13 protein-coding genes are annotated in these 23781 nt (G+C 70.4%); 9 read left to right on the forward strand and 4 right to left on the reverse strand.

Annotated features, from left to right (window positions below; all coding sequences use genetic code 11):
• Complete coding sequence (locus ACI799_RS01510; RefSeq protein ID WP_456612237.1) at window positions 1-1701, reverse strand: tyrosine-type recombinase/integrase; 1701 nt, start codon at window positions 1699-1701, stop codon at window positions 1-3.
• A 454-nt stretch (window positions 1702-2155) separates the two neighbouring features.
• Here ACI799_RS01510 and ACI799_RS01515 point away from each other — a divergent pair, with 454 nt between their 5' ends.
• The 8 genes from ACI799_RS01515 (at window position 2156) to ACI799_RS01550 (ending at window position 17117) form a co-directional block, all read left to right on the forward strand.
• Window positions 2156-2884: a hypothetical protein gene (locus ACI799_RS01515; protein ID WP_456612238.1), complete on the forward strand. Its 729-nt coding sequence runs from the start codon at window positions 2156-2158 to the stop codon at window positions 2882-2884.
• A 1450-nt stretch (window positions 2885-4334) separates the two neighbouring features.
• A complete protein-coding gene (locus ACI799_RS01520; protein WP_456612239.1) occupies window positions 4335-5033 on the forward strand; it encodes a hypothetical protein in 699 nt (232 codons plus the stop codon).
• Window positions 5034-5195: 162 nt separating this feature from the next.
• Entirely contained in the window at window positions 5196-6194 is a 999-nt protein-coding gene (locus ACI799_RS01525; RefSeq protein ID WP_456612240.1) for a DNA N-6-adenine-methyltransferase, read from the forward strand.
• Window positions 6195-6552: 358 nt separating this feature from the next.
• Window positions 6553-7740: a hypothetical protein gene (locus ACI799_RS01530; RefSeq protein WP_456612241.1), complete on the forward strand. Its 1188-nt coding sequence runs from the start codon at window positions 6553-6555 to the stop codon at window positions 7738-7740.
• A gap of 86 nt (window positions 7741-7826) precedes the next feature.
• On the forward strand, window positions 7827-8996 hold the full coding sequence (locus ACI799_RS01535) for a hypothetical protein (protein ID WP_456612242.1): 1170 nt from the start codon (window positions 7827-7829) through the stop codon (window positions 8994-8996).
• A gap of 72 nt (window positions 8997-9068) precedes the next feature.
• Window positions 9069-10625 (forward strand): hypothetical protein, encoded by a 1557-nt coding sequence (locus tag ACI799_RS01540; RefSeq protein ID WP_456612243.1) that lies wholly within the window; start codon window positions 9069-9071, stop codon window positions 10623-10625.
• Between the two features lie 62 nt (window positions 10626-10687).
• The gene (locus tag ACI799_RS01545) at window positions 10688-12085 is read left to right on the forward strand and encodes an AAA domain-containing protein (protein WP_456612244.1); all 1398 of its coding nucleotides are present in this window, start codon (window positions 10688-10690) and stop codon (window positions 12083-12085) included.
• Between the two features lie 199 nt (window positions 12086-12284).
• Complete coding sequence (locus tag ACI799_RS01550; protein WP_456612245.1) at window positions 12285-17117, forward strand: DEAD/DEAH box helicase; 4833 nt, start codon at window positions 12285-12287, stop codon at window positions 17115-17117.
• Between the two features lie 401 nt (window positions 17118-17518).
• On the opposite strand, the gene ACI799_RS01555 is transcribed toward ACI799_RS01550, so the two are convergent.
• A complete protein-coding gene (locus ACI799_RS01555; RefSeq protein ID WP_456612246.1) occupies window positions 17519-18136 on the reverse strand; it encodes a helix-turn-helix domain-containing protein in 618 nt (205 codons plus the stop codon).
• A gap of 142 nt (window positions 18137-18278) precedes the next feature.
• Here ACI799_RS01555 and ACI799_RS01560 point away from each other — a divergent pair, with 142 nt between their 5' ends.
• On the forward strand, window positions 18279-18485 hold the full coding sequence (locus ACI799_RS01560) for a hypothetical protein (protein WP_456612247.1): 207 nt from the start codon (window positions 18279-18281) through the stop codon (window positions 18483-18485).
• Between the two features lie 836 nt (window positions 18486-19321).
• Here the strand turns inward: ACI799_RS01560 and ACI799_RS01565 are convergent.
• A complete protein-coding gene (locus tag ACI799_RS01565) occupies window positions 19322-21904 on the reverse strand; it encodes a hypothetical protein (RefSeq protein WP_456612248.1) in 2583 nt (860 codons plus the stop codon).
• The gene (locus ACI799_RS01570; protein WP_456612249.1) at window positions 21901-23457 is read right to left on the reverse strand and encodes a hypothetical protein; all 1557 of its coding nucleotides are present in this window, start codon (window positions 23455-23457) and stop codon (window positions 21901-21903) included. Before ACI799_RS01570 ends, ACI799_RS01565 begins: the two co-directional genes overlap by 4 nt.
• Window positions 23458-23781: the final 324 nt, after the last annotated feature.

Raw genomic sequence — 23781 nt, forward strand, 5'->3', positions numbered from 1 at the left:
TCAGGCGGCCAGGGCCAGTCCGGCGGCCTCGATGAGCCGCTTCGCGGTGTTGTTGTGCTGGCGGTCGTACTCGCGGTGATACCGCTTCAGGGTGTTCATGTCCCGGTGGCGGGTCTGTTCGGCGATCTCGGCGATGCTCAGGCCTTGCCGCAGGCCTTCAGTCACGAAGCCCACACGGCATGAGTGTCCGCCGAACGGGCTGCGCCACTGGCGGCGTTCCTCCGGGTCGCTCGGGGGCTTCACCAGGCCGGCGGCGACGCAGCGACGCTGCACCATCTCGTTGAAGCCGTGGTCGTTGAGCGGCCGCGGCCGGCCTGACCGGTCGCGGCGTGCGCGGCCGTAGCGGTCGACGGAGGTGAACACCGGGGCGTCGGGGGAGCGGGTCACCGGGTCGGCCCCGGTCAGCTGGGCGACGTGAGCGCGCCACGCGCTCAACGCCGTGACCGGACACATCAGGGAGTCGGCGACCGGGGGCAGCCACAGCTCGTAGCCCTCACCTTCCTGATCGCCTTTCGACCGCGTCAGGAACACCCGGACCTGGCCGCTGATCCAGGCCAGGTCGCCCCAGGTCAGACTGGTCAGCTCGGTACGGCGCAGTGCCGCGAAGAAGCAGGTCAGCAGCGCCGCGGCATCTCGGAGCGACGCTGTCGAGCCGCCGCCCCCGTCGGGCTGCAGGAACGCGCGGAGCGCGGCGTCCAGCCGCCCGGGCGGTGCGGTGAGGTCCAGGTCGGCCGGCAGGCGGCGATCCACCAGCTGGTAGACCGCTGTCCGCGCCATCGGCCGTCCGTCGGCGTGGACGGCGACCTCCGTCAGGTGCGGCGCCGCCTCTCGAAGCTCTCGCAGCGCGGTGACCAGGCAGAGCCTGTGATCGCGATGGGCGCTGACGGTCACGGCGCGGGTCGGTCCGCCACGACGATCCGGCGGCAGCGTGATCGTCGCCCGCATCGGCTCGAGCGTGATACCCGTCCACCGCAGCCGGGCCAGCTGCCCGCCCGTGGCTCGGGCGCGGACCCGCAGCAGGAGCAGGGCGCGATCGCGGCGCTGCTCGAAGCGATCCGCGTGCACCACGGTCAGCACGCGCCTCAGCCGCGGCAGGTCCAGCGCTGCCTTCGCGTACCGCGGCCGGACGGAGAAGGTACGCCGGATGCCGCGCAGAACCCGGCGCAGCTCCGTGTCGTCGCCGGGCTTGGGCCGCCCTAGCAGCTCGAACGCCTTGTCGATCGCGGCCAGACGGGTTGAGACCGACACCGCAGCGACGGCGGGGAGCAGCTTGCCGTCGGCGGTGCGCCGCGGCTGACCGTCCTCGCCGAAAGCAACGGCGTAGCCGCTCAGGTGCAGCCCCACCTGGTGCGCGGTGGCCTGCAGAGGTTCGATGCCGCGGGCACGGCACCAGTCGGCGAAGCCGTGCACGTGTGAGGTGTAGCTGGCCCGTGTGGTGGCAGCCAGCGCGTTGCCGGCCAGCTCCTCGGCGACGGCGAGCTCGTGCAGCAGATGGGCCGAGGCCGTCTCGTCGACTGGGACCAGGGTGGCACCCGGCGGGCGGGGGCCGTGGGCGAACAACCGGGCGACCGCCTCGCGATCGCCGAGGTCGTTCGTGCCGGCCGGTGCGGGCCATGGAGGAGGGCTGCCGCTGGGGTCGTCGTCGGCGAGGATGGCGACCAGCCGCGGATTCACGCGGCCGGTGCGGGTGGTGGAACGCATGACTCGTCCTGTCCGTCGGGGGCGGTGCAGACGAGACGGTGACGATGAGCGCCCGAACGGCATTCAGGCTCTGAGCTGGACAAACACAGCGACTGCGTCACGTCGGCCGCCGTGAAGGGTGGTTCACGGCGGCCGACGTGACACTGCGGCGAGGGCTGCACTGCGTGCCCTCGGCCGCCCTAGCCAAGGGCCACGGGAAGGATTTCCGGGCCCCCGAAGCGGTATCGGGACAGGCACCTGGCGCAGCAGCGTAAAGACTCCTGCCAGCCGACGGGCCGCACTAGGAACCCGGTCACTGCGCCCCCCAGCCGACCGAGTAGCCAGTCGCACAGCGCCACCAGATCGCTCGCCGAGGTGCATTTAGCGCCCTTGCGTCGGTGTGTCGGATGGATAGGCGTCCTGCACATGCCGGTTGGATGTCGGAGTGCTCCGAACGACGCGCACACTCGTCGGCTTGGCGCTCGTCGCGGCCGGTGTTGTGTTGCTCATGGACCGCCTCGGCGGCGCTGCCGGAGTGGTGAGCGACGCCCTCCCCTGGTGGCCTGTGGCTCTGCTGGTGTGGGTGATCGCGCGGGCAACGACGCTGTTGGGTTCCGCCTTCCCCGGTTCCACCGCCCGCTCGCTTCCGTTGACGGCGTTGGCCATGATTGGCCTGGCAGCTACTGGGCTGTTGCTGGCCACCACCGGTCGGCTCCCGGACAGCTGGATGCGGCTCGCCCCTGGTTTGGTGCTGATCCTGTTGGGTGCGCTGCTGGCCGTGGTGGAGTCGCCCTCCGACCGGCGGTACCAGAACTGGGTCACGCTGTCGGCGGCTTTGCGGCGAGCCCGGCTGCGTAGTCGCGGGCGAGACGTACAACTTGTTGACGTCCAAGCCTGGTTCGGTCAGGCGGCGATCGACCTGCGGGACGCCACATTGCATCCTGGGGGCGCGGAGGTCTACGGAACAGCGGTCGGGGGCTCCATCGTGTTGCGGATACCGGCCGGTTGGGACGTTGTCCCGATTCCGGTCTCGAACCCCACCTTGCAGATCTACGTACCGCAGCAAGACCCTGCATTGAGGACGGGGCTGCCCGGCACGCTCGAAGTCAGCCTGACTGGCCGCCGCGGGAGTCTCGCCGTCGAATGGGTCGACGCGCCCCCTGAGCGGACGCAGGCCGGCCCGCAGTCGGATGGGCATACCTAACGGGGATGGCGCCTTCTCTCGGAGAGTAGTTCCAAAGTCGCTCCATGACCTGGGCCTGCTCCAACTCCTGTGCGTGCGTGTTGGGCATGGGGAGGTGCATGGCATCAATCAGCGAGAACCGATGCAAGTCGAAGGCGGAACAGAGCACGACGGTCAGGGTTGTCGCAGCGGCCATTCCAGCGCGGTATGCGACGACACCCAGGCCGCACGCCGTGAGCCATACCAGATTCCACCACCCGTGAACTACGAGGACGGGTGCACTCGCTGCTCCCGCCAGGAATAGCGACGCGCTGAGCCTGGCGCTGCCGTCCACCTGACCGTGTAGTTCTGCTACGTCTCGCTGGAATGGTTCCGGCAGCAGGTAGAACAAGCGGGCCCACGCCGCGACGGTGTCGAGTCCGTACCGTTCTCCGGCACGCCGTTCGCCGGCTCTCAGCGCGTTCCCCAAGCCCGTAGGCAGAAGTTCCTCGGGTGGCGGGTACCTACCGATGCGTGCACTCAACGCCGCCGCGTCTTCGAGTTCTCCGGCTTCCTCGGCACGATGCAGGGCAAGCTGCAGTCGACGGCGCTGGCGGCGCTGTCGTTCGACCCCGATAGAGCGGATCTGCGCTGAGTTTCCGCCCACGCCCCAGTAGCCCTCGAGCAGTCGGACGAGGCCGATTTGAAAGGGTTGTGTCACCACGGCGAGAGTGAATGCGGCTACTAAACCGACGGCAAGGCCAGCCCATCCCGACCTTTCGCCGGCGGCCCTGAGTGCGTCGAGAGGATCTGTGTTCGGTCCCGCCACCATGATCACTGCTATCGCGAAGCCGAATGCGGATAGCACGATGAACGGAAGTAGGCCGCTGACGGTGAAGCGTAGACCTAGGCTCTTGGCGCCAGCGGCTAACCCGGAAAACATCAGCCGGGGGTGGGTCGAGTCCAGCCTGCCGGCCGCCTGCCAGGAGTGAGTTGGACGGCCGGGCGGCAGTACTTGCACACATGTGGACGCTGGCCGCGTCCGGCAGCAGTGAGGTTTGGGAACTCGGCGCCGCACCCTTGGCACCAGAAGCCGCCTGACCCGTGGTGGCGAGTACCCCGGAGGACGGCGTCAGACATCATGTCGCACCTCCGCGCTGGCTCATCGCGACCCCCAGGTGCTGCGCTCCGCGCCTCGCTGCTCGTGGCGCCGCAGCCAGTAAAGGCCCATGTAGCCGTGGCGAGCTAGTCCTACCGGCTGCGAATCCGAAAGACCTGCGCCCGGCGGTGGTTCGAGCCGTTGCGTGACACCCTGGTCTGCATCGGGAGCCGGCGCCTTGGGGCGGACCGGGGTCGGGACGTCTGACTCACTTGACAAGCAGGCCCCGCGCGTCTCGCAACGTCACAGCTGACCGTCCTCCCGGCGATACGGTGCGTCTGGTACACCGACCGCAGCCACGTCGACGCTTACCTCGCCCGCAGCGCCGCGACCGTGGACAGCCTCGCCGAGCGGTTGGGCTACAGCTACCACCAGACGTGGACCCTGCTCGTCCAGCTCAGTGTGCTCGCCTCGGACCGTGCGATGGGTGGCGCGATCCGGCTCACCGCGGCCGACATCGCCGCCGCCGAGGCTGAGGTCGCCCGCCGCAAGGAGGCGGCCAGTCGGGTCATGCTGCTCGACGAGGCCGCGCGGCGGCTGCGGCTGCCGCGGATCACCGTGGAGACCCTGCTTCGGCAGGGCCAGCTGACCCAAGCGCCGGCCCCTGATGGCACCCGGCACCGCTACGTCACCGTCGGCAGCGTCGAGGCCTACCTCGCCGCCTGCCCTGTCGTGTCCGACCCGGACGGCGACGGGCTGGTGGTGCCGGTCGCCGACGCCTGCAAAGCGCTGGGCGTCACCCGGCCGGCGATGACTCACGTGGTCAACAGCCGACAGCGCGTCGCCACCACGGTCAACCGCCGGCCGTGCATCAGGCTTCCCAGCGCGCTCCGCCGGCTCGAAGCCGGCCGGTCCCCGGGGCCCGCGAGCAGCTGCTCGCCGTGGCGGTCTCGCCGCGGCGGTAGCACCACCGCATCGGCTGCACCCAGAGGCAGTCGCCGGCGCGGTGGAGTCGCCGCGGTCGCTGCGATCGCGGATCGCGCGGCGTCTTCCACATCCCGATCCCGGGGCCCGGCTCCTGGGCGGCGGTAGCCAGGTCGATCGATCCCCGCCGTCGCGCGGGTTGCCACGCCCCGTCCACCGCTGCGAGGGCCTTACGTGGCCCAGGTCATGTTCTGGCGACTGACCACGGCATGACGCACCGGACGGTCCGGCCGGTCCGCACCACCGACCGACCGAAAAGGCATCGCTGCAGTGACCGCCACCGGCACCACCAAGTCCACCTTCAGCTCCGTCCTCTTCTCGTCCAACAGCGACAACTGGCCCACCCCGCAGGACACCTTCGACCCCCTGCACGCCGAGTTCGGGTTCGTCGTGGACGCCTGCGCCAGCGCCACGAACCGGAAGACGCGCACCTACTACGGCCTGGACCACACCGACCCGGAGCGGCGGGACGGCCTCGCCGGGGACTGGGCCGCCGACGCCCAGCGCCTCGGCGGGGCAGTCTGGATGAACCCGGTGTACGGCCGGACCATCGGCAAGTGGATGGCCAAGGCTGCCGCCACCGCCGCCGCCGGCGCCACCGTCGTCTGCCTGGTGCCCTCCCGCACCGGCACGAGGTGGTTCCACGACCACGTCATCGCCAACGGGGCCGAAGTGCGGTTCGTCAAGGGACGTCTGAAGTTCGGCGACGCAAAGAACAGTGCGCCGTTCGACAGCCTCATCATCGTCTTCCGCCCACCGACGGACTCGGCCACCACCGAGGAGGCCACCGCCCCCGCCGCGGTCCGCGCCCCTCTGCCCGCCCAGGCGACCGCCGGTGCCTCCGACCCCCGGCGCCACCAGGACCGCGCCGCCCGCGGCATCGCCAGCACCACCAGGTCGCCCACACCCTCGACCGCCGCCCGCACGGGCGGGCCGCGGGACGTCGCGCCGCACCAGCCGACGGTGCCGACGTCGCAACCCGGCCGCAGGCCGGGAGCAGTCCCCGACCCCCGGCCCGGGGACGCCTCGCCCGCGAAGGCGGCCACTACATCGCCCACGGTTCCCGCCGCGACAGCACCGCACGCCGGCCGTGAGCGGCCGCTGCGGCGAACCGTCCGGGCGACCGCGGCAGGGAGCGCCCGGCGTCCCCGAGCCGGCCGGCGGGCCCCAGCGCGACGCCAGCCCGGCCACCCGAGGCTGCATGACGCTCTCGCCCTTCCGACCGGATGTCGCGACGTCGCTCCACCGCCGAGTGGGCGCCGGCCCTAACCTCCGCGCCGGCGACCACTGCAACACCGCTCGGTGGGCGGCGGCGTCTGGCTCGCGCAGCATCAGCCCCTACCCGCCTCGCGGGGCGGCGCGACGTCCTGCTGGCTGACGTGTCCCCGAACAGGCAGAGCCCCGGGCGGGGCGCAGCACCGCCCGGGGCTCTGCGTCTCTCGAAAGGCGGCTGCTCAGCCCACTGGTGACCGACCCAATCCCACCTCACCGATCGAGGCGGTCCGCAGCGTTCGCGCGCCCGAGCTGGGCAACCGGCCCGGGCTCCGATGAGAGTGAGGCGCCCGGGGGCCATCGGTCGGAGCGCTACCATGGACAAAACATGGAATACGCGTGGTAGTGTCCTGGCATGAACGAGGAACTGGTCGAGCTGCTGCAGGCGTTGCCGGCGTTGCAGCAGGGGCTCGCGCGGGCTTTGGCGAGCGGCGACGACGACCTCGTCGCGGAGCTCTGGGGCCAGGTGCGTGCGGTTGAGGAACGCCGCGATCAGTTGCTCGCCACCGCTACGTCCGGGCGTGCCGCCATCTCTTCACGCCAGAAGTCCCCCAAGCGGCCCCCGGTCGCCCGCGCCGACGAGCGGGGTGCGGAGCCGGTGCGCCGGAGCCGCACCAAGCCGTCCAGCGGCCGGACCTCGTCCCGGGCGGGCGGTGCAAGCGCCTCCGACGAGGGCGCGAACTTCCTGATGGTCCCGGGCATGGGCGTGAACCGCGAAGGGAAGCGGCTGCGTGCAGCGGAGCGCACTTGGTTGCCCGCCGCACCGGGTGCGCAGGAGCGCCCGATGCGAGAGGTCGTGCTCGAGGCTCTGCACCTGGTGGGCCGGCCCATCGCCGTTCCGCTGCTGCGCGACATCGTCCGGGTGCGTGACGACGTCGACCTGCCGACCGCGCGGTTGGCCAGTCTGCGCCGGGACGAGGAGCGCAGCTACCGGTCCGCGGCTACCCGTCCCGCCTACGTGGTCCCCGCGCTCACGTTCGACCGCTTCACGGCGGTTCGCGGCGTTCTCGCCTCCAGCGTCTTCCCGCTGCCCATCAGGCTGATCGCGCCGGCCAGCAGCCGCGTCGACTTCTTGCACACCGTCATGGGGCTCGCCGACGACTTCGAGGCTCTGCGCCGGCTCGGCACGCCGCGGGCGCCCACCGGCGGCTCTGGCCCCGCGATCGAGGATGCAATCGAGGCGCCCGGCGACACGGTCGACACGGGGCCGGAGCGATACCTCGTGCAGCAGGGCGTGGAGCCGGAGACCGCGACCGACCGGGCGCTGCGGCCGTATGCGCTGCTGCTCGCCCGCCTCGCCCGCACTGTGCCCGGCGCAATGAGCGGAACGGGCAGCACCAGCGGCGCGGGAGGGTGGATCGACGTGGCGCAGATCCACGCCGCGGCCGCCGCGGAACTCGCCGTGCTCGCCGACGAGGACACCGTCGACCGGGAAGCCGCTGCCGAGCGCGCCCGCGCCCAGCTCGACGTCGCCACCCAGCTGTTCGGCTCCAAGCCCCGCGTGATTTCCAACTCCGCCGCCGACCGCCGCAAGGAGGCGTGATGCCGCCGACCCGCTCCCGCCCGCCGCGCCGCCCGGGCGGAACCTCGAGCAGCTCCGGGTCCGGGACGGGCCCCGGCCCTGGAGGGATGGCCGTCGGCCCGCTCGGTGCGTTTCTCGGCGCGAACACGCCGGTCGCGCTCAACGCTCGGGGCATCACCGCGATGCTGGAGACTCCCGGCTGCGTGCGCCGGGCGGTGTTCGACTCCACGGTCGGTCTCGACAGCCTCACACGCATCCTCGACCTCCCTCCCGGCGAGCAGGCGCAGCACGCGTTCGCCCGCGGCAACTCCTTCGAGCACCACGTCATGGCGAACGGTGCCTCGGAGCTGCTGCCCATCCTGCGTTCGCAGCTCAACCTGCCGGTCGCTCAGGTGAGGTTCGAGGATCTGTCCGCCACGAAGGTCCGCGAGAACCTGGGCGCGGTGCCCAACCTCAACGCAACGCGCGTTCGCCTGACCAACGATCTGCTGCGAGCCATGCTCAGCGGCACCCCGGGCGCGCCCACGATCATCCGGCACGGTCTGACGATGCTTACGATCGGCAGCCGCACCGCCTACCTCGAGCAGGACGCGCTCGCCCTCGTCGTCGGCGGGCTCCTGCACATCATCGAGGTCAAGAGCTTCCCGTTCCTCGACGGTCGTGCCGACCCCGGCAAGGCCGACGCCGCCGGTCGCCAGAGCGCGGTCTACGCGATGTCCCTCCAGCAGACGCTGGCCGGCCTCGGGCTGAACCCGGCGACGGTGTCCACCACCTCGCTGCTGGTCCTGCCGCAGAACTTCAGCCTCACTCCGGTCGGCCACCTGCTGCCCCTCGAGACGCGCATCCGCCGCTTGACGCGGCAGTTGCAGACACTCCCCGACGACGCTGCGCTCGCCGCCGTCCTCCCGCCCGGCCTCGCGCTGCCGACGCTCCCGGTCGTCACCAACACCGCCGACCCTGTCAAGCGCCGGGCGCAGGACATCGAGATTGCGAAGGTCGCCCCCGCCGTCTCGGCCGCCTTCGATGCCCTGCCACCGACCTTCGGCGACGCGTGCCTGTCCTGCCCGGCCTTCCTGCGCTGCCGCGACGAGGCCGCCCGCACCGGCGCGGTGGCCAGCCTTGGCAGCACCGCCGCCAGCGCCTGCGGCTCGGTCGGTCACATCCCCACCGCGCTCGCGCTCGCCGAGGGCACCCGTACGCCGGGGGACGAGGCCGAGATCGCGCTCGCCGCCGCGCTGGCTCGCGCTCAGGCCTCCCGCTCCCGCCGGGTCAGCTGAACGTCCGTCACACCTGCCGGTGCACCGCCACCACCCACGCCGACGCCCACACACCAACCGGGAGGACCGCTCGTGAACAGCAACCGGCTGCTCGACGCCCTGCGCGCCGCGGACACCGGCAACGCCGTCCCGGCCCGCAGCCGTTGCCACACCCATCTGAGCCGCGAGCCGCTGGTGATCACCGCATACCACCTGGCGAACGAGCCCGGCGCGCCCGTGGGCCTGCTCTACGGCACTGACCGCGATCATCCGCACGTCGTCGCGTTCGGCAACCCGCTCAACCGTGACCTGCGCTTCGCCGGACTCGCGGAGGTCGCCCGCGACGTCATCGGCTACCTGACCCGTTTCGGCGCGACCACGACGCGGACGTACACGCCGACCCGTGGCCCGAACGCGGGACAGACCCGCACGACCGTGCTGGCCGTCGACACCCCGCAGATCGTCACCCCGAACTCCGGCACCGCCACGTGGCTGGGCGAGGTCCTCGGCCGCTCGCTGCGCTACCTGAAGCCCGCAGAGCAGAACGTAGATCCTCTGCTGCCGGCCCTTGGCGCATACCTGACCGTCTTCTCCCAGCGCAGCCACGACCCCCTGTCCCACCTGCTCGTCGTGGCCACCCAGCTGCTCAGCGAGCACTGGACGACCGGGCAGCTGTCGGGGGAGACGGAGAACCTGCACGCCCTGCTCGGCTGGATCGACCCGATGGCCGGGGAAACCGGCCGCACCAGCGCCGCCGCCGTCGAGCGAGGGTTCCTGCCCGTCGGCCCGGAGCCGGACGCAGCCTTCGACCCGTTGCTGTACCCCGCCATCGACGCCTGGCGCGCCGGGGTCGCCGCCGGCACCGACCCGGTGGCGGCGTCCGCCCAGATGCGCGAGGCGATCGTGACCGCGTTGCTGCCCGGCTACCAGGCGACGTTCGACGCCCTCGACGTCGCCCGTGCCCTGCCGCCCGCAGCGCACACAGCGGCCCGCCACGAGGGCGACCGCCAGGCGTGGGCACGTCTGCACGGCGACGTCACCGGTGGCACCGCGCGCTTCCGCCGGCTGCTGGATGCGCTGTCCGGCGCGCGACTGCTGCAGAACAACGAGAAGGCCGTCGCCGAGTACGCCCGCCAGACGGCCCTCGACGACCGGTGCGTCGTCGACGAGCTGATCGCCGACGGTGAGGCCACCAGCGGCACCGTGGTGGCCGTCGACCTGAGCCACCGCGTGGGCCGCCGCTACCGGCCACGTCTGCAGATGCAGCCCGACGTCGGCTATCTGCGCGCCCCCGGCGCGCGGTTGCACGTCACCGGCCGGCCCCGCATGACCGCCGACGTCGTCGCCGTCGACCCGGTCACGGGCATCGTCACCGTCGAACTGGCCGGGGGGATGGGCAACGGGCAACCGGCCCCCTCGGCCGTGCCCGCGCCTGGCGACCTCATCGAGCTGACCCCGTACGGCCCGGAGGAGTTCTACCCGCAGACGCTGCCGTCAGCTCTGCCGTGGACGCACCAGCTGCCCGCCCCAGTGGCCGATCCGACCGCTGGTGCCGCCGGACCGGCGATTCCCACGCCGGTCGATGTCGACGCACTGCCGCCGGCAGCCCGTCCGCTGGCGACCGTCACTCCACTGCCCATCGCCGACTGACCCGGTCGGGCGTTCCCGAGCACACCCGTTCACGACCGCAGACCCGCTGACGAGGAGTCCGCATGCCGCGCACAACGACCACCCCGCCGGCGACGCGCACGGCCCAGCCCCGGCCCAGCATCGACCCAGCCGCCCGTCGCGCATCCGCCGCCGCCACCGCGGAGGTGCTGCGCCAGATGCAGGCCCCCGGCTGGCGGCTCACCCTCGTGGACAGTCCGCCCGGGGCCGGCAAGACGACCCTCGTGGGCAGCGTTGCCGACGACCGGCTGCACGGCGGTGACCACAACATCCCGATCGTCACCCAGACCAATGCGCAGGCCGACGACCTGACACGCACACTGTCGGCCCGCTTCACCGGCAGCAACCGCACCATCGGTCGGCTCCACGCCTCGGACTACGTCGCCCCTGCGGACCTGAGCGCTGACCCGTCCGTCGTGTGCAGCAAGGACATCGGGGCGTTGACCGGCTGCTCGGTGGTCGTGGCCCCGGCCAAGAAGTGGGCCTTCGTCGACGCTGGCTCCTGGACATGGCCCTACGGGATCGTCGACGAGGTCTACCAGATGCGCAGCGACGGCCTGCTTGAGGTGGCCGACCTGTTCGATGGCCTGCTCGCCGTCGGCGACCCCGGCCAGCTCAACCCGTGGACGTCCGGTGACGAGAGCCTTGTCCGCGGCTACGACGGCACACCGCTCGCCTCCGCTGCGCACACCCTCCTGCGCAGCCACCCCACCACGGGAGTGGTCACCCTGCCGACCTCGTGGCGGCTCGCGCCGACCGCGGCGGCGGTCATCTCCGAGGCCTTCTACACCCAGCCGTTCACCGCCGCCAGCATGCCCGGCGCCCGCGCTCTGCAGCTGCGCTTGCCGGGCCGCGACAGCATCGACACCGCCCTGACGCACGCGGCCCAGACGGGGTGGACGCTGCTGGAGCTGCCCGAAGCCCACATGCCGACCGGCGACCCGCGCGCCGTAGACGCCCTCGTCGAACTCGTCACCCGCACCCTGACCGGTGGCGCGACCTGCCGTGACGAGCGCGGACGCATCTACCCCATCGCCGCCGAACACCTCGCCGTCGGAGTCGCGCACCGCGCGCAGCGCGACGCCGTCCGGTACGCCCTCGCGCCCGTGCTCACCGCGCTCGGCCTGCAGCCGGACGCCGTGACCGTCGACACGGCCAACCGGCTGCAGGGTCGCGAGTTCGAGATCGTTTTCGCCTGGCACCCGATGAGTGGCCGCCGCGACGCCACCGCCTTCCACATCGAAGCGGGCCGGCTGTGCGTGCTGCTGAGCCGGCACCGGCAGGCCTGTGTGCTGGTCACCCGCGGCGGACTGCGGCGCCAGCTGGAGACCTACCCGCAACCGGACAAGCTCTGGCTCGGCGAGCACCAGCCGACCGTCTCCGGGTGGGAGGCCACCCTCACCGTGCTCGACCACCTGCAGCCCCACCTGATCCGCGCGTGAGCTGCCTGCAGGCAGTTCGTGCTGAGCGGCTACCGGGCCTGCGGCCGCCAGGCCTTCCATTGGCTGACGCCGCGGAGAGCTGTCCGGTCAAGCGGGTGGGGGTATGAGCCCCCGTCACCGAAGGGACAGTGTTCGGGCGACCGCACTGCATGTAGTGTCCGCGCGCCTTGCAGCGGCAGTGCTGAACCTATCGGGGAGGATGCAATCCGTGACAACGCTTGAGGACATCCTGGGTCAGCTGTACGCCTCCGCGACCGATGAGCGGGACAAGGGCGACAAGTTCGAACGGCTGATGCTGCAGTTCTTCAAGACGGACCTTCAGTGGTTCGAGCGGTTCTCGGACGTCTGGATGTGGATGGACTGGCCCGGACGGAACGGGCGTCCCGACACCGGCATCGACCTCGTGGCCACAGACGCGGCGACCGGGGACACGGTCGCGATCCAGTGCAAGTTCTACGACCCGGCGACCACCATCTACAAGCAGCACATCGACTCATTCCTGTCGGCGTCCGGCAAGCACCCGTTCGCGCAGCGCCTGATCGTGACCACCACCGACAAGTGGGGGGCGAACGCCGAAGACGCCATCGAGAACCAGCAGATCCCGGTTCAGCGGCTGCGGTTCATGGACCTGGCCGAGTCCTCGATCGACTGGTCGCAGTTCGACCTGTCTACGCCCGAGGTCATGGCGCTCAAGGACAGGAAGAAGCTCCGCCCACACCAGCAGCTCGCGCTGGAGCGGGTCCGCAACGGCTTCGCCATCGAGGATCGCGGCAAGCTCATCATGGCCTGCGGCACCGGCAAGACCTTCACCTCGCTGAAGATCGCCGAGGACCTGGTCAAGCCCGGCGGCACAGTGCTGTTCCTGGTGCCGTCCATCTCCCTGCTCGCCCAGACCCTGCGCGAGTGGTCCATCGAGGTGGAGACCGACTTGCGCCCGTTCGCGGTGTGCTCGGACACCAAGGTCGGCAAGCGCACCCAGGCCCAGACGGACGAGGACATCCCGGTCGTCGATCTCGCCATTCCGGCCACCACCGACCCGAACCGTCTGTACGCCCAGCTGGCCGATCCCGCCGCGGGTGCGGACAAGCTCACCGTGATCTTCTCCACCTATCAGTCCATCGGCGTGGTCGCCGAGGCCCAGGGCCAAGGCCTGCCCGACTTCGACCTGGTGATCTGCGACGAGGCCCACCGCACCACCGGGGCGACCCTTGCCGGCGAGGACGAGTCGGCCTTCGTCCGTGTGCACGACAACGACTTCATCCGGGCCACCAAGCGCCTGTACATGACGGCCACTCCCCGCATCTACGACGACGCGTCCAAGGCCAAGGCGGGCCAGGCCCAAGCCGTCCTCGCCTCGATGGACGACGAGACCACATACGGCCAGGAGTTCCACCGCCTTGGCTTCGGCGAGGCCGTCAGCGCGGACCTGCTCACCGACTACAAGGTCCTCGTCCTGGCTGTGGACGAGAAGTCGGTCTCCCGCACCTTCCAGGTGCAGCTGGCTGACGAGAACTCCGAGCTCAAGCTCGACGACGTCGCCAAGATCGTCGGATGCTGGAACGGCCTTGCCAAACGGGGACAGCTCGAAGCCGGCTTCGCCGCGGACCCCTCACCGATGAGCCGGGCCGTGGCCTTCGCCCGCTCCATCAAGGACTCCCAGAAGTTCGCCGACCTGTTCAAGGGCATCGTCGCCGACTACCTCGTGCAATCGGGCATCACCGAGGACCCACGTAAGCAGGACAACCCCCTGCTGTGCGAGGTCGAGCACGTCGACGGCACCTTCAACATTCTGGCCCGCAACGAAAAGCTCGACTGGCTCAAGGCCGGCATCGGCGAGGGACAGTGCCGGGTCCTGTCCAACGCCCGATGCCTGTCGGAGGGCGTCGACGTCCCGGCGCTGGACGCGGTGATGTTCCTCAATCCGCGCAAGTCCGTCGTCGACGTCGTGCAGTCCGTGGGGCGGGTCATGCGTCGGGCCCCGGGCAAGCAGTACGGCTACATCATCCTGCCGATCGGCATCCCCTCGGGCATGCAGCCAGAGGATGCCCTCCGGGAGAACGACCGCTACGCCGTCGTCTGGGAGGTCCTCCAGGCCCTTCGCGCTCACGACGAGCGGTTCGACGCCATGGTCAACAAGATCGAGCTCAACCGCGCGCCCGATGACCGCATCCAGATCATCGGAGTCGGGGGCGGGGAGGACGATCCGGACGGCTCGAGCACGCCGACCTACGTCCAGGGTGAGTTCGCCTTTCCCGAACTGGGCGAATGGCGGGAAGCCATCTACGCCAAAATCGTCCAGAAGGTCGGCTCCCGGCGATACTGGGAAGACTGGGCCAAGGACATCGCTCAGATCGCGGAGAAGCACACGACACGCATCACCGCTCTCCTCGACGATCCCGACGTGCCGGTGCACGAGCAGTTCGACGCGTTCCTTACTGGCTTGCGGTGCAACCTCAACGACTCCATCACCCGGGCCGACGCCATCGACATGCTCGCCCAGCACCTGATCACTCGGCCGGTCTTCGACGCCCTGTTTGAGGGCTACTTCTTCACCGAGCACAATCCGGTTTCCCAGGTCATGCAGGCGATGCTCGACACCCTCGACCAGTACAACCTCGAGGCGGAGAACGAAACGCTCGACAAGTTCTACGAGTCCGTGCGTCTGCGCGCCGCCGGCATCAACAACGCCGAAGGAAAGCAGAGGATCGTTGCGGAACTGTACGAGAAGTTCTTCAAGACCGCCTTCCCGAAGGCGGCAGCGGCGCTAGGCATCGTCTACACGCCGGTCGAGATCGTCGATTTCATCATCCGCTCGGTCGATCATTTGCTCCGTGCCGAGTTCGGCGCCACCATCTCCGATGAGGACGTGCACGTACTCGACCCATTCACCGGCACGGGAACCTTCATCGTTCGACTCCTCCAGTCAGGCCTCATTGACCGCGACGCACTTCTGCGCAAGTACACCCAGGAGCTGCATGCCAACGAGATCCTCCTCCTTGCGTACTACATTGCCGCGATCAACATCGAGGCGACTTTCCACGGGCTGGTCGACGAGCATGCGTCGAATGCCGCATATGTCCCATTCGACGGCATCGTCCTGACGGACACGTTTCAGATGACCGAGGCTGGCGACACAATGGACGACCTGATGTTCCCAGTGAACAACGCCCGCGCCGAGGCCCAGAAGCAGTTGGCCATCCGCGTGATCGTCGGAAATCCGCCGTGGTCGGTTGGGCAGACGAACCAGAATGACAACAACGCCAACTTCAAGTACCCGACGCTCGATGCAAGGATCGAAGCGACCTACGCGGCATCGTCTAAGGCCGTGCTAAAGAGGAATCTCTACGATTCCTACATTCGAGCGATCCGCTGGGCGTCGGACCGAATCCAGGACGCCGGAATCATTGGCTTTGTGACGAATGGCGGCTTCCTGGACGCCAATGCCATGGATGGCCTGCGCAAGTCCCTCGCGGACGAGTTCACCTCGATCTATGTCTACAACCTGCGCGGCAACCAGCGCACCGCCGGTGAACTCTCGCGCAAGGAGGGGGGCAAGATATTCGGTACCGGGTCGCGGAACACCGTGGCGATCACCTTCCTGGTGAAGCACCCAGAACGCGCCGCTTCCGCCACCATCTACTACCGGGACATAGGCGATCTCCTCAGTAGGGAGGAAAAGCTCCAGATCGTGGCCCACAGCTCCATCGGCGCGGGGGACTGGACACCCATCAGCCCCAACGAGGCCGGGGACTGGATAAGTCAACGAACCGCGGACTTCGATGTCCACACTCCGTTGGGCGGACGGGAGGCGGTTGGACCGCGCATCTTCGATCAGGACTCCCTGGGCGTCAGCACCAATCGCGACGTGTGGACCTATGGATTCGGTCGGAATGTTGTCGCCCAGAAGGTCCAGCGCACCATCGACGCCTACAACCGTGCGCTCGGCGGGTGGGTGAAGACAGCTGCGGACGCGGACCCGCAAGACGTCATGGCGGAGGCGAACAAGGACGTCAGTTGGTCGCGCGGCCTTCGTCAGCGATTCGTCCGAGGAAGGAACCTCACGTACGGCGCGGATTGCATCACTCCGTCCCTCTATCGCCCATTCACGAGGATGGCTCTCTATCCAGGCGAGGGACTGGTCGAAGTCCCCGGGCGTACGCCCGGCTGGATGGGGCAACCTGACCGCCCCAACATCGCCTTGTGTGTGCTGCGACCGAACGAGCGGACTCCATTCTCGGTCCTCGCAACCGACCTCATTCCAAACCTTGCGCTCTTCATGGACCCGGCTCAGTGTTTCCCTCGGTGGATCTACGAGCCTGAAGAACCGACCCAGGATCAGGGCGGCTTTGACTTTGGCGACGGGGATGACGTGATCGTCGACGGCTATCGGCGCATCGATAACGTCACAAATGCCGCCCTAGACGAGTATCGGGCGGCGTACGACGCGGACGTCACGAAGGACGATATTTTCTACTACGTCTATGGCCTGCTGCACTCGTCGGACTACCGTGACACTTTCGTCGCGGACTTGAAGAAGATGCTTCCGCGCATCCCCAAGGTGTCCGACGTCGCAGACTTTCACGCCTTCGCCGCCGCGGGTCGTGAACTCGCAGCCCTCCACGTCAGATACGAGTCCGTCGACCCGTACCCGTTGACCATCACCGGGGAGCATCCCGCTGGGGCTGGTTCGGCAGATCTGTACGAGTGGTTCCGGGTGGAGAAGATGCGCTTCGCCGGCAACGGCGCTGCGAAGGACCGCTCGAGGCTGATCTACAACTCGAACGTCACCATCTCGGACATTCCTGACGCGGTACATGACTACAAGCTTGGCTCCCGGTCGGCGTTCGAGTGGATTCTGGACCGCTACCAGGTCAAGATCGACAAGCCGTCCGGAATCGTGAGCGATCCCAATGACTGGGCCCGGGAAGTCGGCAATCCCCGGTACATCCTGGACCTGTTGGGGCGCGTCGCTACCGTCAGCGTTGAGACCGTGCGCATCGTTCAAGGACTTCCGAAGCTGGAGTTGCCGTGAGGCGGAGGCGCGCCTAGCCGGCCTGATTGCCGACAGCGCGTCGGCAAGCGGAGCGCCCCCCGACGTCCCGGGCGAAGGGGCGGCGCTGCACGCCGACGCGGTCCTCGCCGTGACCAGATTGCGGCCGTCGGCGCCAGCCTCACCGGCTGTGTGCAGATCGACAACGTCCCGTCTCGGCCTCATCGTGCGAGACCGGCCTGCTCCGCGGCTCGTCGCCGCAAGGTTCCGCACTCGATCGGCAACGACGTCCGCCGGCCGGTCGACAGCTCACACAGGCACCGGCCGCTGTACCCATCGACCTGGGGGCGGCAGTACGTGACCGAGCGACCGGGCGGCGGCACCGGCCGGGCGCACGACCCGAACGTCCCGATTTCGGTAGGTGCTGCGGAGTTCATTGCGGTCTAGGACCCGGGGTCCCCTGACGCAAGCGAGTCGCGCAGAAGACTCTCTACCCGCGTCAGCGTCTCCTCATCGGCCGCGGCGAGCAGGCGCACCACCCTGCCGAACGTGGCGTCGCCGCCGCTCAGAGATGAGCGTAAGCGGTCCATCGCCTCGCCCACCGCCGCCATGGCGCGGACCGGGCCGTACGCATCGACTTGCGGCAGATTTTCGGCCAGCTTCGTCATGGCCTCGGCGACGACGACGGCGACGACGGCCGGATCCGCGTCGGTGCGCCGGTTCTGGCCTTTCACCTTCGCTTTGAACTCGAAGGCGACATCGCCCCCGATCTTCGGGTCGCGGATGAGCAGGTCGAACGGGCCATCGTCGGTCCACCGGATTCGGTCCTGCTCTTTCATGCACGCGAGCAGTGGACGCGCTGTCGCCACCGACGGGGCCTGCGCACCGCGCTCGATGCCGCGGACGAACGACACGTGCACGTCGGCCTGGTCGGCGAGCTGCTGAGGGCTAATCCCGCTGCGCTCGCGCAGGGCCTTCAGCAGCGCACCGAAGCGCTGATTGCCCTTCGTGCCGGCGGCGACCTGCCAGGGGCCCTCGATGGCCTGCTCCAGATCTCTCACGAGACAAGAGTACATGACCCTCTTGCCGTAGACGCGGACTCATGTCAAGGTCCCTGGACCCAGGTCTCACGGGGCGGGCAGCCGCCCCCGAAGGACCGCGATGGGCGGCGTTCATGTCATTTCACTCAGAGAGGGACCGGTAGTGAGCAGAGACCAGAAGTGGAACAACCGCAGCCAGGGACAGCGGATTCGCCGCAACAGAGAGGACATCACCGCCCTCGCCGACGGACTGGAAGGGCTGACCGGAGTCGTCGGCCAGCACGACCGTGACATGAGGTTCCAGAAGGCGAACTACAGGGATCTGGAGGCGCGGGTGGCGAAGTTGGAGCGCGAGCGGTCGCGGAAGTAGCGGCCTCGCCCGGGTGGGTGCCCGGCCGCGCTTCGGGACGCGCGCCCGCGCCGGACGGTGGATCGTCGACCTCGCCGGCGGGGGCCGCGGCGCGTGGCCTGACCGGGTACCGACGCGAGCCTCGCACACGGACGACTCCGGGAATCCCGTTCTCCACAGGCCGCTGCTCGATCGGGTCTGGTGGTGCCTACGGCGTCGGTCGGACTCGAGAGAGCTGACGGCGAGCCTGCGCGAGCCTGGCCTCCCGCTGACCACGGTGCCCGGGGAGGATCTGCGCGAGTTCGGCTGCGGCGTGGTCCAGCAGGCCCTCCGCGTGGTGCGAGATCCGGTCGACCTTCAACACCAGGGTGAAGCGTCCGAGGAGCACCTCGAACCGCCCTACCGCGGCCATTGACTCGGCCAGGCGCGGATCCCGTGGAACGGGAACGCCCAGCGGACGCTTGGCGGCCTGCTTGGGCCGAGGCGGGTGCTTCCGGGCCGGCGGCCCCTCCTGTGGCTCGCTGAGCGGCGGCCGTGCCGCCGACTTCCGCGAGGTGTCGTCGATCCGATGCCAGTCGTCGACGGCCCCGACGGCGCGGCGGGTGCGTGCCCGACGGCGCGTCACGGCACGTCCACGGTGCGGGCCTTACGCCGCACTTTCACGTCCGCGGCCACGGGTGGCAACGTCTGGCGTGCGGTTTCGCCCGCAGCGGTCAGGCGGACGCCAGACAGATCTGTGAGCCAGTGCATCCGGACCTCCTCGCTCGGGACGGCGACGTCACCCTGAAGATCGGCAGGGCTCAGGGGCGACGGCAGAGCAACCCCCCGGAAGAGGGGCCGGCGTGCGGCAGTGGGGCCTAGGCAACCTCTACGGCGGCGGCCAGGTCGTGGGCGCGTAGGTCCGCGGCGAGGTCGTCCGGTAGGGGGCCGTGCCAGCGGCGGACGGCTGTTGGTGGGGGGCTCGTGGTGTACGCGCCGGGTCCGACGGGGAGCCGGTGCTGGCTGCCGCCGACGGGATCTCCGGTCGGCGTGCTGCGCTGGAGGAGGAGCGTCTGGGATGCCCAGGCGGCGTAGACCGACCCGGCCGGTCCGGTCGCGACGACGGCGATCGGCTGGAGGTGGGCGATCCGGCTGAGCAGCCGCATCGCGGCGGGGTAGGGGTTGCGGGATGCCTCGACCCGCAGCAGGCGTGGGGCCACGCGCTGCAGGTCCTCGTCGCGGCGCAGCATCTCCTCCAGGACGCGGTCGGCGGCGCTGGAGGTGAGCAGGTGCTCGGCTGCGTCGACGATGGCGTCGACGGTGAGCAGACGACCGAGTCCGTTGGCGAGGTCGGCGGCGTAGTGACCGACTCGGGCGGGGTCGATGACCTCCGGGGTCAGGCCCGCGCGCAGCCGGCGACGCTCGAAGGCGGCGGCCGCCGGGTCGTCGGGCTCCTCCCAGTCATCGACGGCGCTGGCGAGGACGGCGAGCGAGACCAGGGTGGCGGCGGCTCGGGCCGCTTGGACGTCGTCGTCGCCGGCGGGCGCGTCGAGGAGGAGGTCGAGCACCGCGCCGACAGTGTCGGCGGCCCGTTCCCGGTCGGGCCACCCGTGGGCGGCAGCGACGATGAGGGTGAGGTCGAGCAGCGCCAGCAGCGCCACCGATCCCCAGTCTGCGGCCGCCGGGATGCGCCGGGTGATGGACCGGGCGAGCCGCCCGGCGGTGATCGGATCGGTGAGCAGGGTGCTGACCGGGTCGGTGGCGCGCTCAAGGGGGTCGAGCAGGCCGGTATCGACGTCGGGTTCTTCGTCGCCGAGCAGGTTGACGTCGTCGTCCTCGTCGTACTCGGAGACGGCGTCTCCGGGGTCGGCGACGGCGGCGCTGCCGTCGTCGGGGTCGGTGGTCTCTGCGGGGCGGTGAACTGGGCCGAGGGCCTGCGCGACGAGGGCGGAGCCGACGGCTCTTTCGGCGGTCCGGCGCCAGCGCAGCACCCCGGTGGGCGCAGTGGCGAAGTGGGAGGCGGCATCCGGGGGCCGGACGGCGGCGAGGGCGGCGAGCGCTTCGAACAGACGCTCGGAGAGCCGCGGGTCGGCGAGCACGCGGGGGAGGCCGGCGTCCTCGAGCGGACTGAGCGGGCCGGGTCGTGATGTGACGGCGTCGGGGTCGGTGGCCCGCACCGGCCCCAGGCGGGGTTGCCCCTCGGCCTCGGCCCAGCACAGGAGACCGGCGGCCAGGTCGGCGTCGGCCGTGAGCTGGTGCATCCGGTCGGTCTCGGTGTCGGTGGGGTCTGGGGTGAGGGGCCAGCGGTGGCCATCGCGGGTGCTGAGGGTCCATCCGGTGGCGGGCCCGTTCACGACCAGGGTGACCTGGACGAGGGTCTGGTCGAGGAGGACCCGCAGCAGACGGGGGGCCGAGGCGTCGCGCTCTGGTGGTGGCGGCGCGTCGGTGAGCTGCTCTTGGACAGCGTCCGTATCGGACAGCGGCTCGCCGAGGTCGGGAGTGAGGTCCGCCTCGGCGGGCAGGTCACTCAGCAGCGCCAGCTCGCAGTTGCCGTGCCGCTGCCCGGTGGTGCGCAGCAGCGCGGCGGCGGTGATGTTCGCGCTGCCGGTCAGCGCGTGACGGCCGCGGTCGTCGTCCCACTGGATGAGCTTGCCGTGGAAGTACCGCCCTCCGGCGTCGATGGGACGGATGTCGGCGCCGTCCCGGCCCGCCCAGGCGGTGAGGGTGGCGGCGTCTGCCTGGGCGTTGTCGGTGAGCGCGAGCGTGGCGGTGCGCGGGTCGAGGTGATCGGTGAGCCGGTGCAGGGCCTGAGCCCGCTCGTCGAGGAAAGGGCTGGCCACCGTCATGTGGGTGACCGGCCCGATCGGTGCAGGGAGTTGGTCGATCAGCGGAGTGCGCAGGTTGTGCAGCAGGCGCGGCCCGGCCGTGGTGGCCGGGTGGGCGGTGAGGGCGGCGGCGACCGCGGCGAGCCGGTCGCGGCCGAAGTCGTCGATCCAGAGCAGCGGCGGCAGGTCGGTCAGCCAGCCTGCGAGGTCGTGGAAGGTGGTGGGCCAGTCGTCGACGTCGGCGGCGAGGGTGGTCCACAGCTCCCCGTTGTGGTGCCAGCCGCTGGTGCTGGCGTTGCCGGAGCCGATGGCGACCAGGGCCCGGTCGGCTCCGGCGATGACGAGCAGCTTGGGGTGGAACTCACCGTCCGAGCGGCAGCGGACGGGAACGTCGGTGTAGTGCACGCCCGCGTACTGGACGGCGTCGGCGGGCACTTGGTCGGCGGCGATGTCGTGCACGACGGTGACGCGGGCGCCGGCGGCCCGGGCCTCGGGCAGGCCGATGCGCTCGAAGAAGCGCAGGTCGGCGTTGTAGGTGACGACGAGGACCTCGACGGCGGGGAGGACGACTCGAGACCGCAGCAGCGCCGGTGGGGCGTTGCCGGCGGCGAGCGCTTCTAGCGGCGGGCGGGTCATGCGGCCCACCGCTGCCGGGCCGGGGAACCCCAGGTGAGGATGTCGTCGTCCAGCGTGAGGTACCCCAGCTCCTCCAGCAGCTGCCGGAGCCGCTCGAGACGCAGGCCGGGCTGGGCGCTGCCCTCGGCGCCGGCCAGGAACAGGATGTCGCCGACGCGCCGCAGCCGGGTGGGGATCCGCAGTCGGCCGCCCTCCCACCGGATGCGCGCCTGGCTGATCTTCTCTGCCTGGCGCAGGAGCAGGTCGGTGAGGTCATGGGCGAGCTGGGACAGACGGATGTTGGCGCGCTCGGCCAGCCAGTCGCTAAAGACGGGAGGGGACAGCTCGCCGTGCTCCAGGAAGGATCGACGGGCCGGGCCGTCGATCTCGGGCAGCCGACGGGCTCCGAGGGCGACGACCTGCAGGTAGTCCCACGGTTCCCAGCTGTCGCTGTTCGCCCCGTCGGGGTGCAACAGGGCGCTCTCCACGTCGAGCAGCCGGGGACCTTCCCGATGCGCCGGCAGCCGCTGCAGCATGTCGGCCGCGGTGTAGTCCGCGCCACCGCCGGACACGAGGGCGTCGGCGAGAGCGTCGGCCAGGTCCACGCTGGACCGCGGCTGCTCGGCGAGCTGCTCGGTGAGCCACCACCAGAGCCAGCGCCAAGCGGTCACGCTGGCGTTGCGCAACAGCGCGCCGCGCCACTGCAGCGCCCAGTCGGTGAGCTCGGGACCGAGCAGCGCCGTGAGCTCGTCGGTCGATCGGTAGCACAGAGTGGCCATCGCACCGGCTGGCGTCGTCCCGGCGGGCTGACCGTCGAATGCGTGCAGGAGGAGTTGGGCGCTGGCGGCGGTGCGGCGTCGTGCGCGACGGATAGGTGCGGGAAGGCCTCGGCCCTGGCCTTCGTGGTCGGCGTCGAGGAGGACCTGGTCAAGCAGCGTGAACTCCGAGCCGCCGCGCACCTGGCACAGGCACGTCACGGGAAGGAGTGCGTCGATGGCAGCCAGGTCGAGCCGGTCCTGCTCGGCGGCGGCGAGGATGGAGGTCACCCCGGTCAGCTGGGACAGCGGCAGCCGCACTGGTCCGGGCAGCACCGTGCCGTTGCGGGGGTCGAGCAGCCCGGCTTCGATCTCGGCTCCCCGGTACGCGGCGAAGAAGCCGTTGCGTGCGCGGGAGTAGGAGCGTGACAGGGCAGCGAGGTCGAGGAGACCGGCGTCGAGGGCCGGCTCGACGGCCCGCGCGGCGTGCGGATCGCGGTAGGGCGGCGCGGTGTCGTGCTGCTCGGGCTGGGTGCTGGCGTGGCGGAGTGTGACTGCTGCTTGCACCACTTCGGCGCGCCTGATCCGGGTCCGGGTGGCCTCCATGGCTGCCTCGTCGCCGGCGTTCGCCGGGTTGGTGGCGGCGAGAGCGGCGTGGAGCAAGTAGTACCGCGCGTGTGCTGTACCGCTGTTGACCAGCGGCACGAGCCGGCTGGCGTTCGTCAGCGTGGCCGTTTCGACGCCGAGCGGGAAGCGGCCTGCGTCGACCAGGGGCTCCGCGTCGGTGCTCCAGGCGGGACCGAGAACGAGGCGTGCCATCGGGTCAGCGTTGCCTGGGCGGTGCAGCGGCGCCACCGCGGAGGAAGCCCGCCCGGTCATGGCGACGGTCGAGGCGCTGGAATCGTGTCTGAGGGAGCCCCTCGGCCGCGTCGACCGTGCGCGTTGACGAAGCCCTGTTCGGGAGCTCCCGGCAGGGGTTTGCGTGCAGCCCTTGGACCGCGTTCGCACGGTCGCCGGTGGCCTACCGATCCTGGGCCTCCCCGCTGACTCGCGGCACCATCCGCCGATTGCACGCTGGCCGGTGCGGCGGACCGTCGACGGTCAACAGACGGCTGGCACGCGAGTGAGGTGGACCATGTGGGT

The sequence above is a fragment of the Blastococcus sp. SYSU DS0753 genome (assembly GCF_054051175.1).

Bases quoted from the DNA above. Each gene is read 5' to 3' on its own strand.
- ACI799_RS01510 (WP_456612237.1), bottom strand. From the start codon at position 1,701: ATGCGTTCCACCACCCGCACCGGCCGCGTGAATCCGCGGCTGGTCGCC.
- ACI799_RS01530 (WP_456612241.1), top strand. From the start codon at position 6,553: ATGAACGAGGAACTGGTCGAGCTGCTGCAGGCGTTGCCGGCGTTGCAG.
- ACI799_RS01535 (WP_456612242.1), top strand. From the start codon at position 7,827: ATGGCCGTCGGCCCGCTCGGTGCGTTTCTCGGCGCGAACACGCCGGTC.
- ACI799_RS01545 (WP_456612244.1), top strand. From the start codon at position 10,688: ATGCCGCGCACAACGACCACCCCGCCGGCGACGCGCACGGCCCAGCCC.
- ACI799_RS01550 (WP_456612245.1), top strand. From the start codon at position 12,285: ATGCAATCCGTGACAACGCTTGAGGACATCCTGGGTCAGCTGTACGCC.
- ACI799_RS01565 (WP_456612248.1), bottom strand. From the start codon at position 21,904: ATGACCCGCCCGCCGCTAGAAGCGCTCGCCGCCGGCAACGCCCCACCG.
- ACI799_RS01570 (WP_456612249.1), bottom strand. From the start codon at position 23,457: ATGGCACGCCTCGTTCTCGGTCCCGCCTGGAGCACCGACGCGGAGCCC.